This is a genomic window from Pseudonocardia sp. McavD-2-B (assembly GCF_024124365.1).
GTDB lineage: Bacteria > Actinomycetota > Actinomycetes > Mycobacteriales > Pseudonocardiaceae > Pseudonocardia > Pseudonocardia alni.
In genome coordinates this window covers 1-12,034 of sequence record NZ_JAMXSG010000181.1, presented here as the reverse complement: position 1 = coordinate 12,034, position 12,034 = coordinate 1, and the positions used below count along the sequence as shown (strand labels likewise).

General features: G+C 71.8%; 10 protein-coding genes and 1 pseudogene. 1 reads left to right on the top strand and 10 read right to left on the bottom strand.

Annotated elements, in window-relative coordinates:
- Window positions 1-891 (bottom strand): annotated as a pseudogene (locus NH602_RS21095) (hypothetical protein); the annotation flags it as partial.
- Between the two features lie 143 nt (window positions 892-1,034).
- Here NH602_RS21095 and rarD point away from each other — a divergent pair.
- Window positions 1,035-1,976 carry an EamA family transporter RarD gene (gene rarD, locus NH602_RS21090; RefSeq protein WP_179761778.1) on the top strand — a complete coding sequence of 314 codons (942 nt, stop codon included), beginning with the start codon at window positions 1,035-1,037 and terminating at the stop codon, window positions 1,974-1,976.
- On the opposite strand, the gene NH602_RS21085 is transcribed toward rarD, so the two are convergent.
- From NH602_RS21085 to NH602_RS21045, 9 genes are all read right to left on the bottom strand, one after another.
- Window positions 1,952-2,929, bottom strand: coding sequence for a polyprenyl synthetase family protein (locus NH602_RS21085; RefSeq protein ID WP_062403804.1), 978 nt, complete (start codon window positions 2,927-2,929; stop codon window positions 1,952-1,954). The two genes, rarD and NH602_RS21085, sit on opposite strands and share 25 nt — an antisense overlap.
- A gap of 48 nt (window positions 2,930-2,977) precedes the next feature.
- The gene (gene nuoN / locus NH602_RS21080; protein WP_253068706.1) at window positions 2,978-4,591 is read right to left on the bottom strand and encodes an NADH-quinone oxidoreductase subunit NuoN; all 1,614 of its coding nucleotides are present in this window, start codon (window positions 4,589-4,591) and stop codon (window positions 2,978-2,980) included.
- Window positions 4,588-6,243 carry an NADH-quinone oxidoreductase subunit M gene (locus NH602_RS21075; protein WP_073576536.1) on the bottom strand — a complete coding sequence of 552 codons (1,656 nt, stop codon included), beginning with the start codon at window positions 6,241-6,243 and terminating at the stop codon, window positions 4,588-4,590. The genes nuoN and NH602_RS21075 overlap by 4 nt, the downstream gene beginning before the upstream one ends.
- On the bottom strand, window positions 6,240-8,192 hold the full coding sequence (gene nuoL / locus NH602_RS21070; RefSeq protein ID WP_202417482.1) for an NADH-quinone oxidoreductase subunit L: 1,953 nt from the start codon (window positions 8,190-8,192) through the stop codon (window positions 6,240-6,242). Before nuoL ends, NH602_RS21075 begins: the two co-directional genes overlap by 4 nt.
- Before the next feature lie 7 nt (window positions 8,193-8,199).
- On the bottom strand, window positions 8,200-8,499 hold the full coding sequence (gene nuoK / locus NH602_RS21065) for an NADH-quinone oxidoreductase subunit NuoK (protein ID WP_060710483.1): 300 nt from the start codon (window positions 8,497-8,499) through the stop codon (window positions 8,200-8,202).
- Window positions 8,496-9,347, bottom strand: a complete 852-nt coding sequence (locus tag NH602_RS21060; RefSeq protein WP_062397973.1) for an NADH-quinone oxidoreductase subunit J — start codon at window positions 9,345-9,347, stop codon at window positions 8,496-8,498. Before NH602_RS21060 ends, nuoK begins: the two co-directional genes overlap by 4 nt.
- Window positions 9,344-9,883: an NADH-quinone oxidoreductase subunit NuoI gene (gene nuoI / locus NH602_RS21055; protein WP_100878766.1), complete on the bottom strand. Its 540-nt coding sequence runs from the start codon at window positions 9,881-9,883 to the stop codon at window positions 9,344-9,346. Before nuoI ends, NH602_RS21060 begins: the two co-directional genes overlap by 4 nt.
- Complete coding sequence (gene nuoH, locus NH602_RS21050) at window positions 9,884-11,128, bottom strand: NADH-quinone oxidoreductase subunit NuoH (protein WP_073576878.1); 1,245 nt, start codon at window positions 11,126-11,128, stop codon at window positions 9,884-9,886.
- A 35-nt stretch (window positions 11,129-11,163) separates the two neighbouring features.
- Window positions 11,164-12,034, bottom strand: an 871-nt coding sequence (locus NH602_RS21045; protein WP_305882467.1) for a molybdopterin dinucleotide binding domain-containing protein, incomplete at its 5' end; no start/stop codon positions are given.

Sequence of the window (12,034 nt, the reverse complement as noted above, 5' to 3'; positions counted from 1 at the left end):
GTCGTCCTCGGCCGGCCCGTCCGGCGGCGCAGGGCCGCTCTCGGGGCGCGGGAGGGGGACCGCGGGGGCCGTGGCCGCGTCCGCGGTCGTGGCGACGTCCGTGGTCGTGGCGACGTCCGCGGTCGTGGCGGCACTGCTCGGCTCCAACGGGACCGGGACGGAGCCGGCAGCACCGTCATCCGCCGGACCGTCGTGGACCGCGCCGTCCGCGGCTGCGCCGTCGTGGTCCGCACCGTCCGCGGCTGCGCCGTCGTGGTCCGCACCGTCCGCGGCTGCGCCGTCGTGGTCCGCACCGTCCGCGGCTGCGCCGTCGTGGTCCGCACCGTCCTGGGACAGGGCAGCGACACCGTCGGTCGTGGTTCTGTCGTCGTCGCCCGGGCCGGTCCCGCCCGCGGTGACACCGTCCCCGTCGGCTCCGTTCCCGTCGGCACCGCGACCCGACGCCTCCGGACCGGACAGGTCCGGGGCCGTCGCCGTGACTCCGGGCGCGACGTCCGCCGGCCGGGTCCCGGGCGCCGGATCGGCCTCCGTCCCGCCGGGCAGCCCGTGCCCGCCCGGTGCATCGCGGTTCCCCGTGGGCCCGCCCGACGTCGCCCCGGGGCCGGACCACTCCCCCGCACCGTCCGCCGAGGAGGGCGACGGTGCGACGTCCGGCGAGGGCGTGTGCGCCCCGGCCGCCGCGGCGGACGGGTCGACCGCCCCCGCGGTGTCGAACAGCCCCACGGTCCCGGGGTCGCGCCCCGGGCCCGGCCCGTCGGGCACCTCCGCCGTGTCGGGCGTCCCCGTGGCCTCCGGACCGCCCTCGACGGTCCCTCCGCGGCGACGGGACACCAGTACCCCCGCCGCCACCAGGACCACGAGCACCGCCAGCAGTACCCACATCCAGCCCATGCCGGACCTCCGTCCGCCCGGGACCGTCCCGGACCGCTGTCGCCGTGCTTGGTATCACGGATCGTGCCCGCCCCGCCGTCGTCTCGCGCGGGAGCCCACCCGTACCGGATCATCGTGCCCGTGATCGACGACCCGAAGCGACCATGACCACCGCTCGTTCCCCCGAACGAACCACACCCGAACGGAGTGAGCGGAACCCCGCCGGGCTCACCGCGGGCGTCGGCGCGTACGTCCTGTGGGGCCTGTTCCCGGCGTTCTGGCCGCTGCTGGACCCCGCGGCGCCGCTGGAGGTGCTCGCCCACCGCGTGCTGTGGACCGCGGTGCTGATGTCGCTGGTGCTGACCGTGCTGCGCGGCTGGGGCGACGTGCGCGGGCTCGGTGTCCGGGGATGGCTCGCGACCGCCGCCGCCGCGGTGTTCATCGCGGTGAACTGGGGCCTGTTCATCTGGGGCGTGTCGGTGGGGCTGATCGTCGAGTCCGCGCTCGGCTACTACATGACCCCGCTGGTCGGGGTGCTGTTCGGCGTTCTCGTCCTGCGGGAGCGGCTGCGGCCCGCGCAGTGGGTGGCGCTGGGGCTGGCGGCGACGGCCGTCGTCGTCATCGCCGTCGGGAACGGGACGGTGCCGTGGCTGTCGATGGCGCTGGCCTGCTCGTTCGGGATCTACGGACTGTTCAAGGCGACCGCGCCGCTGCCCGCCGCAGCCGGGCTGACCGCGGAGGGCCTCGTACTCGTCGTGCCGGCCGCGGTGTTCCTGGTCGTCGTGGCGCTCTCCGGCGGCGGCACGTTCACCGGGCACGGCCCGTGGCACCTGCTGCTCATGCTGTCCGCGGGCCCGGCGACGGCGCTGCCGCTGCTGCTCTACGGCTCCGCGGCGCGACGGCTGCCGCTGACGACCCTCGGGGTGCTGCTCTACATCAACCCCACACTGCAGTTCCTGTGGGGTGTGCTGGTGGTCGGCCAGCCGATGGCCCCGGCCCGCTGGGCCGGGTTCGCCCTCGTCTGGCTGGCGCTGGTGGTCTTCACCGTCGACCTGCTGCGACGGCGACGCCCACCGGCACCTCAGCCCACCCGCTCCACCGTGTAGTCGGTCAGCGTCCGCAGCGCCTCGATCGCCGGGCACGGCGGCAGCACCGCCAGCTCGGCGCGCGCCCGGTCGGCGTACCCGGCGACGGTCTCGCGGGCCTTGACCAGCGCGTCACCGGAGCGGAGCAGCTCCAGCGCCTCGGCCACCTCGTCGTCGTCGCTGATCGGAGCGGCCAGCAGCTGACGCAGCCTGCGCGCGTCGGCGGAGTCGTCGCCGTCGCGCAGGGCGTAGAGCATCGGCAGGGTGTGCACGCCCTCGCGCAGGTCGGTGCCGGGCGTCTTGCCCGAGTCGTCCGACGGCGACGCGATGTCGATGATGTCGTCGGAGATCTGGAACGCCGCCCCGATGACCTCGCCGAAGGTCCGCAGCGCCTCGACGTGCTCGGCGGGTGCGCCGGAGAACATGCCGCCGTAGCGGCCCGAGGTCGCGATGAGCGACCCGGTCTTCTCCGCGACCACCCGCAGGTAGTGCTGCACCGGGTCGTCGGACGCCTTGGGGCCGCGGGTCTCGCGCATCTGACCGGTCACGAGCAGCGCGAACGTCTCGGCGATGATCCGCACCGCGTCCGGCCCCAGGTCGGCGACCAGCCGCGACGCGTGCGCGAACAGGAAGTCCCCGGTCAGGATCGCGATCGAGTTGTCCCAGCGCGAGTTCGCGGACTCCGCGCCCCGCCGCATGGACGCCTCGTCCATCACGTCGTCGTGGTACAGCGTCGCCAGGTGGATCAGCTCCACCACGGCGGCCGCCGTGATGACCTCGTCGCGTTCGGGATGCGGTCCCACCTGCGCCGCGAGCAGCGTGAACAGCGGACGGAACCGCTTGCCCCCCGCGTCGATCAGGTGCAACGAGGTCTCGGTGACGAACTCGTAGTCGCTGTGCACCTCGCGGTGCAGCAGGTCCTCGACCCGCTTGAGCCCGTCAGCGGTGGCCTCGGCCAGGACCGGATCGGCCATCCGGATCCCGGCCACACTCTGTGTCTCCACCCCAACAGCCTACGAACGTCAGCCCGAGAACGCGCCGCTGGCGGCCCATTCGAGGACGGGTGTGGGAAGAATCCCGAGAACGAGGGTCGCCAGCGTGCCCAGGGTGATGGCCACGGTGGTGAACGCCCCGGGCACGACGACGGCCGGACCGTCCTCGGCGGGCTCCCGGAAGTACATGAGCACCACGATGCGCAGGTAGAAGAACGCGGCCACCGCGGACGCGACCAGCGCGATCACCACCAGCGGCACCATGCCGTCCGCCGACGCCGCCGAGAACACCGCGAACTTGGCGGTGAACCCGCTGGTCAGCGGGATGCCGGCGAGCGCGAGCAGCAGGAACGTCATGATCCCGGCGACGAGCGGCGACCGCTTCGCCAGGCCCGCCCAGGCCGCCAGGTCCGAGGCCTCGCCGTCACCGGTGCGGACCAGCGAGATGATCCCGAAGACCGCGACCGTCGTGAAGCCGTAGGCCAGCAGGTAGAACATCAGCCCGGACGTGCCCTGCGGCGTCAGCGCCATGGCGCCGAGCAGGATGAACCCGGCGTGCGCGATCGAGGAGTAGGCGATCATGCGCTTCACGTCGGTCTGGGTGAGCCCCAGCACCGCGCCGACGACCATCGAGACGACCGCGACCACCCACAGCACGCCGCGCCACTCCCAGACGGTGCTGCCGAAGCCGACGTAGAGCACCCGGGCGATCGCGCCGAACGCGGCGACCTTCGTGCAGGCCGCCATGAACGCCGTGACCGGCGTCGGGGCGCCCTGGTAGACGTCCGGGGTCCAGGTGTGGAACGGGGCGACCGAACCCTTGAACAGCAGCCCCACCAGCAGCAGCGCCAGGCCCGCGAACAGCAGCGTGTCCGACGCCAGGGTGCCCGCGGCGGCCTGGGAGATCGCCGAGAGCCGCACCGAGCCCGCGTAGCCGTAGAGCAGCGCGATGCCGTAGAGGAAGAACGCCGAGCCGAACGCGCCGAGCAGGAAGTACTTGACCGCGGACTCCTGCGACAGCAGCCGGCGGCGCCGCGCCAGCCCGCACATCAGGTACAGCGGCAGCGACAGGACCTCGAGGGCGATGAACATCGTGAGCAGGTCGTTCGCCGCGACGAACGCCATCATGCCGCCGAGCGCGAACAGCACGAACGGGAACGGCTCGGTCTGCATCGTCGGTGTCTCGTCGGGTGCCCCGTAGGAGCGGTCGACGTGCTCGCCGCCGGCCGGGGTGGCAGGGCCGCCGCCGGAGCGGACCGCGGCCCGCTCGGCGGCCGAGGCCACGAACACCCCGCCCGGCTCCACCGACCGGTCCGCGATCAGCAGCAGGCTGGGGATCGCGAGGACGATCAGGGTGCCCCACAGGAACAGTGACGGCGCGTCCACCGACAGCGCGGCGCCGAAGGTCAGCACCGCCGCCGGGGACCCGAGCGCGTACCCGGCCAGCGCGACGAGCGCCGCGACCAGGGTCAGCCCGGTCAGCACGACCTGGACGGGCCAGCGCTGGTGCCGCGGGAGGAACGCCTCCAGCAGCACCGACACGCAGGCACCCGCGAACACGATCCACAGCGGCGCGGTGGCCGCCCAGTCGACCGCGGGCATCTCGATCGGAGCCACCTGGGCGGGGAGAACCAACGAGCTCATCGAGCGATCCCTCCAGCGACGACCGGGTCGGGCAGGCCGAGCTCGGTCATCGTCGCCGTCACCGACGGGTTGATCAGGTCGAGCACCGGGCCCGGGTAGAAGCCGAGCACCACGATCGCGACGATCAGCGGCACGAGCACGCCGATCTCGCGACCCGTGAGGTCGGGGAAGCCGGAGCCCTTGCGCTGCGCGGCGACCGCCGGGTCGATCATCGACCCCGGGCCACCCGCGCCGCCGCGCTCCAGTGCCGCCATGACCGCGGTGCCGCGCACCGGGCCCTGCATCGTGCGCTGGTAGAACCACAGCACGTAGAGCGCGGCGAAGATGATGCCGATCGTCGCTATCACGGTGAACACCGGCCGGTTCGGGAACGAGCCGACCAGCACCAGGAACTCCGAGACGAACGAGTTCGTGCCGGGCAGCGCCAGCGAGCTCATCCCGGCCAGCAGCAGACAGCCCGCCATCACCGGGGCGAGCTTCGCGACGCCGCCGTAGTCGGCGATCAGGCGCGAGCCGCCGCGGCTGATCAGCACGCCGACCATGACGAACAGCATGCCGGTCGAGAGACCGTGGTTGACCATGTAGAGCGTCGCGCCGGCGAAGGCCTGCGAGGAGAACGCGAACACCCCGAGCGCGATGAAGCCGAAGTGCGCCACCGAGGTGTAGGCGACGAACCGGCCCATGTCGGTCTGGGCGACCGCGAGCAGCGCGGCGTAGACGATCCCGGCGACGGCGAGCACCAGCACCAGCGGCGCCAGGGTCTGCGACGCCTGCGGGAACAGCGGCAGCAGGTAGCGCAGGAAGCCGTAGGTACCGACCTTGTCCAGCACGCCGACCAGCAGCACCGCGCCGACGATCGGGGCCTCGGCACCGGCGTCGGGCAGCCAGGTGTGGAACGGCACGAGCGGCGCCTTGATCGCGAACGCGACGAAGAAGCCGAGGAACAGCCAGATCTGGGTCGACTCCGGCACGCTCGACGCCATCGCCTGCAGGTCGGCCCAGGTGAACGTGCCCTGGCCCAGCTGCTGCTCGCTGACCACGAACAGCCCGATCAGCGACGCCAGCATGATGAGGCCGCCGAGCAGCGAGTACAGGAAGAACTTCACCGCCGCGTACTGCCGGCGCGGCCCGCCGAAGCGGCCGATCAGGAAGTACATCGGGACCAGCATGGCCTCGAAGAACACGTAGAACAGGAAGACGTCGGTGGCGGCGAAGACACCGACCAGCGTCGCCTGGGTCGCCAGCAGCAGCGCGAAGTATCCGGCGGCCGAGCGGCCCTCGGGCAGCTTCTCCGCCCACGCGAACAGCATCAGGCCGGGCACCAGGAACGCGGTGAGCCCGATCAGCGCCAGCGCGATGCCGTCGACGCCGAACGCGATGTGCGTACCGAACGCGGGGATCCAGGACATCGAGAACTCGAGCTGGAACCGGGCGCCGGCCTGCGCCGCGGGGATGGAGTAGAGCGCCCACGCGACGACGACGAGTACCAGCTCCAGCAGCGCCGTCGCCATCGCGACCGCCTTCGCGAGCCCGGTGTTGGCGCGCAGCGGGTACATGACCAGCGCGCCGACGACCGGCACCAGCAGCAGGACGATCAGGAACGGGTTGCCCCCGGAGCCGGGGACGATGGGAGCCGTGTCCAGGGGGGTCATGAGACGAACCTCACCGCCAGCATCGCGGCGACGACGATGACCGCCCCGCCGAGCATCGAGAGTGCGTAGGACCGGACGAAGCCGGTCTGGAGCCGGCGCAGGCGGCTGGAACCGCCGCCGAACGCCGACGCGGTGCCGTTGACGGCCCCGTCGATCCCGCGGTCGTCGAACCAGGCGAGCGCCCGCGTGAGGACGATGCCGGGCCGCTCGATGAACGCCTCGTTGAAGGCGTTCGCGCCGAGGTCGGCACGGGCCGCGGCGACGACCGGCGACACCCGCTGCGGGCGCTCCACCGGCACCGGGGAGCGGCCGACGAACAGGTAGCCCGCCAGCACGCCGAGCAGCGAGACGCCGACGACCAGCCACGGGATCACCGCGTGCGGCAGGGCGCCGCCCTCGAGCTCGAGGCGCTCCCCCACGACCGGGGCGAGCCACTCCGGGACCATCCCGTAGAGCACGCCGCCGCCGAAGACGGAGCCGACGGCCAGCACGATCATCGGGACGGTCATCGTCGCCGGGGACTCGTGCGGGTGGTAGTCGCGGCCGTCGGTGGACTGCACCGTGCGCCAGCGCTCCGCACCGAAGAACGTCATGATCATCAGGCGGGTCATGTAGAAGGCGGTCAGACCGGCCGCGAGCGTCGCGAGCCCGCCGAACACCCAGCCCTGCCAGCCCTCCTGTGCGAACGCGGCCTCGATGATCGCGTCCTTGGAGAAGTAGCCGGACAGGAACGGGAAGCCGATCAGCGCGAGGTAGCCGAGGCCGAAGGTCACGAAGGTGACCGGCATCTTCCGCCACAGGCCGCCGAAGCGGCGCATGTCGACGTCGTCGTTCATGGCGTGCATGACCGAACCGGCGCCGAGGAAGAGCCCGGCCTTGAAGAAGCCGTGCGTCAGCAGGTGCAGGATGCCCAGCGCGTAGCCGGCCGGCCCGAGCCCGACGGCGAGGATCATGTAGCCGATCTGGCTGACCGTGGAGTAGGCCAGGACCTTCTTGATGTCGTCGTAGGCGCAGCCGATGATCGCGCCGATCATCAGCGTGATGACACCGATGAGCGCGACGACCAGCCGTCCGGTCTCGGACAGGTTGTAGATCGGCGACGCCCGGGCGATGAGGTAGACGCCCGCGGTGACCATCGTGGCCGCGTGGATGAGGGCCGAGACCGGGGTCGGGCCCTCCATCGCGTCCGGGAGCCAGGACTGCAGGGGGAACTGGCCGGACTTGCCGCAGGCGCCGAGCAGGAGCAGCAGCGTGATCGCGAGGACCGTGCCGCCGCCGACCTCGCCGATGCGGGCGAAGACCTCGGTGTACTGCAGGGTCCCGAGCTCCAGCCAGAGCAGGAAGATCGCGATCGCCAGGCCGACGTCGCCGACCCGGTTCATCAGGAAGGCCTTCTTCGCCGCCGTCGCCGCGGAGGGCCGGTCCTGGTAGAAGCCGATCAGCAGGTACGACGCCAGACCGACGCCCTCCCAGCCGAGGTAGAGCATCACGAAGTTGTTGCCGAGGACCAGCACCAGCATCGCGGCGACGAACAGGTTCAGCTGCGCGAAGAACCGCCGCCGGTTCGGGTCGTGGCTCATGTAGCCGACCGAGTAGAGGTGGATGAGCGCCCCGACCCCGGTGATCAGCAGTACGAACGTCAGCGACAGCGTGTCGATCCGGAGCCCGAAGTCGACCTCCAGCGCGCCGGAGGACATCCAGGACCACAGCGACTGCTCGCGCAGCCGCTCGTCGGCGGGCAGACCGAGGGTCTGCAGGAATATCGTCACACCGACGACGAAGGCGCCGACGACGGTCGCGACGCCGAGCCAGTGGCCCCAGGCGTCGGCCCGCCGTCCGGCGAGGAAGAGCACGAGTGCACCGGCCGCGGGGAGCGCGATCAGCAACCAGGCCAGCGAGGCGGCGCCGGTCGCCTGCGGGGCGGCCTGTGCGAGAAGGACGGTCACCAGCGCGCTCCTAGTACTTCAAGAGGTTCGCGTCGTCCACCGACGACGACTGGCGGGTGCGGAAGATCGCCGTGATGATCGCGAGCCCGACGACGACCTCACAGGCCGCGACGACCATCACGAACAGGGCCATCACCTGGCCGTCGAGGTTGCCGTTGATGCGCGAGAACGTGACCAGGGTCAGGTTCACCGCGTTCAGCATGAGCTCGATGCACATGAACACGACCACGGCGTTGCGCCGCACCAGGACGCCGACGGCGCCGATGGTGAACAGCAGCGCCGAGAGCAGCAGGTAGTACTCGGGCCTCATCGGTGCTCCCCGGTGTCGGCGGCCTCACCGGAGGCGGCGGTCCGGTCGGGTGCGGGGCGGCCGGTCAGCGCGTGCGCGTCCGGGGTCGTCGTGTCCGGCACGTCGACCGCGACCGACTCGATGATCTCCGACAGCGACTCCGGGGCGATCGAGCCGTCGGGCAGGATCGCCGGGACCGCGACCGAGTTCGCCGTCGCGTAGACGCCGGGGCCGGGCAGCGGGGAGATGCGGGCGTGCTCGCCGCGCAGCCGCTTCAGCACCGTCGCGCGCTGGCCGATCTTGGTGTGCTGGCTGCTCTGCGAGCCGGACAGCACCATCGCGCCGAGCGCGGCGACCATCAGCAGGGCCGCGGTCAGCTCGAACGCCAGCAGGTAGTCGGTGAAGATCAGCCGGCCGAGGCCGGGGACGTTGCCGTTCCACCCGAGCCCGCCCTGCGCCAGCCCCGCGGGGGTGACGCTGGTCAGGCCGCGGGCCAGCCCGCCGACCAGCAGCGCGGCCAGCGCGACGCCGAACACCAGCGCCGCGGCCCGCTGCCCGCGCAGGACCTCGATCACCGAGTCCTTGGAGTCCCGTCCGACCAGCATGAGGACGAACAGGAACAGCATCATCACGGCACCGGTGTAGACGATGATCTGCACGAACCCGAGGAACGGGGCGGACTGCACCAGGTACAGCACCGCGATCGAGAACATCGTCAGGACCAGCAGCAGCGCGGCGTGCACCGCGTGCCGGGCGAAGACCAGGCCGAGCGCACCGGCCAGCGCCACCGGTCCGAGGATCCAGAACGCGACCGCCTCGCCGGTGCTCACCTCCCCGGCCGCCTGGGCCAGGACCGCGGCCGTGGTCATCGGGCCTGCTCCTTGGTCTGGTCCTGGGCGGACACCTTCGCGAGCGTCGGACCGGAGACGTAGTAGTCCTGCTCGTCGGAGCCCAGGCGCATCGGGTGCGGCGGCTGCTCCATGCCCGGCAGCAGCGGGGCCATCAGCTGCTCCTTGGTGTAGATGAGGTCCTGCCGGTTGTCGTCGGCCAGCTCGTAGAAGTTCGTCATCGTGAGCGAGCGCGTCGGGCAGGCCTCGATGCACAGGCCGCAGCCGATGCACCGCAGGTAGTTGATCTGGTAGATCGCGCCGTAGCGCTCACCGGGCGAGTACCGCGCCTCCTCGGTGTTGTCCCCGCCCTCGACGTAGATGGCGTCGGCCGGGCAGGCCCAGGCGCACAGCTCGCAGCCGACGCACTTCTCCAGCCCGTCCGGGTGCCGGTTGAGCTGGTGGCGCCCGTGGTAGCGCGGCGCGGCGGGCGGGAAGTCCTCGGGGTACTCCTCGGTGACGACCTTCTTGAACATCGTCGAGAAGGTGACGCCGAATCCCTTGAAGAAGTCGAACATCTAGCGCGCGTCCTTTCCGGCCGTGACGGCCTTCCGACGCTTCGGGGGTGAGTCGGGGACCACCAGGTCCAGCGGCGGCACCGGATAGTCCGACGCCGGCTCGACCGGTGGCGCCTCGGTCTGCCGGTCGGGCAGCAGGAACGCCACCGCGAGCACGACGGCGAGCGCGAAGCCGATCAGCGACAGCAGCAGCACGTAGTTGTCCGAGCCGGTGTTGACGAACGCCCGGATGCCGAAGATCGCGACGATCCAGACCAGCATGACCGGGACCAGGACCTTCCAGCCCAGCTTCATGAACTGGTCGTAGCGGAACCGCGGCAGCGTCCCGCGCAGCCAGATGAACACGAACAGGAACAGCAGCACCTTGATGATGAAGGCGACGAACTGCAGCCAGCCGTACTCGTTGAGGAAGCTCAGCGGCCACGGCCACATGCCGCCGCCGAGGAACAGCGTCACCGCCATCGCCGAGACGGTCACCATGTTCACGTACTCGGCGAGGAAGAACAGCGCGAACTTCAGCGACGAGTACTCGGTGTGGAAGCCGCCGACCAGCTCCGACTCGGCCTCGGGGAGGTCGAACGGGGCCCGGTTGGTCTCGCCGACCATCGCGATCACGAAGACCACGAAGCTCGGCAGCAGGAGCCAGAAGTACCAGCCCGACGCCTGCGCCCCGACGATCGTCGCGGTGGACAGCGAGCCGGAGTAGAGGACGACGCCGACGACGGCCAGGCCCAGCGCGATCTCGTAGGAGATGACCTGGGCGGCCGAGCGCAGCGCACCGAGCAGGGAGTACGGCGAGCCCGAAGCCCAGCCGCCGAGCACGATGCCGTAGACGCCGATCGAGGAGCAGGCCAGCACGACGAGCACGCCGACCGGGACGTCGACGAGCTGGAGCGCCGTCTGCTCGCCGAAGATCGTGACCTCGCCGCCGAACGGGATGACGGAGAAGGCGACGAACGCCGGGATCGTCGAGATGACAGGGGCGATGAAGTAGACCTTCTTGTCGGCCATCGCCGGCATGATGTCTTCCTTGAACGCCAGCTTCAGACCGTCGGCGAGGCTCTGCAGCCAGCCGCCGGGGCCGGTCCGGTTCGGGCCCGGACGGTGCTGCATCCGGCCGACGACCTTGCGCTCCCAGTTGATCATGAACAGGGTCAGCACGACACCGAGCGCGAACAGCCCGACGACCTTGATCAGAATCAGCCAGATCGGGTCGTCGGCGAGCAGCGCCTGGGTGTGCGTCAGCTGGTCCACCGGGGTGGGCGGGACCTGGGACAGGTTCACGACGCGCTTCCGTTCCCGGCCGGACCGACCGTCACGAGGTCACCGTGGCCCACTCCGAGTGTGGGGCGGACGTGCGAGCCGGGTGAGCAGGTCGGCAGCCAGACGACGCCGTCGGGCAGGTCGGTCAGCGCGACCGGCAGGGTGATCGCCCCGCGGTCGGTGCGGACCGTCGCCTCGGCGCCTTCGACCAGCGCGAGCCGCTCCGCGGTGGCCGCGTTGACCTTGACGTAGGGCCGCCGTGCCGTGCCGGCGAGCGCGGGCTCGTCGATCTGGAGGCTGCCGTCGTCGATCATCTGGCGCGAGGTGGCGAGGACCGCCTGGCCGTAGCCGGGACGCCGGGCCCGGCCCGCCGTGTGGTCCGGTGCGACGCCGCCGGCGCGACGCGAGCCGAGCCGCTCCAGCTCCCCGGCCGCGGCGGCCGGGGTCTGGGTGAACAGGTCCGCGTCCATCTCGACGCCGAGGGTGTCGAGCACCCGGCAGTCCGGGAGCACGCCGATCGCGTCGAGCGCGACGCCGAACTCGCGGCGGCGGCCCTCCCAGTTGACGTAGGCGCCGGAGCGCTGGGCGTCCGGGGCGACCGGGAGCACGACGTCCGCGAGCTCGGTGACCGCCGAGGTGTGGATCTCCAGGCTGACCAGGAACCCCACCTCCCGCAGCGCGGTGATCGCCGCGGTCGGGTCGGCCATGTCCTGCGGGTCGACCCCGCCCACGACCAGTGCGGCCAGCTCGCCGGACGCGGCGGCGGCGAGGATCGCGTCGCCGTCACGGCCCGGGGCGGCCGGGACGGGGGCGCCCCAGACCTGCTCGAGCTCGGCGCGGGCGGCGGCATCGGTGACGAGCCGGCCGCCGGGCAGCAGGGTGGGCAGC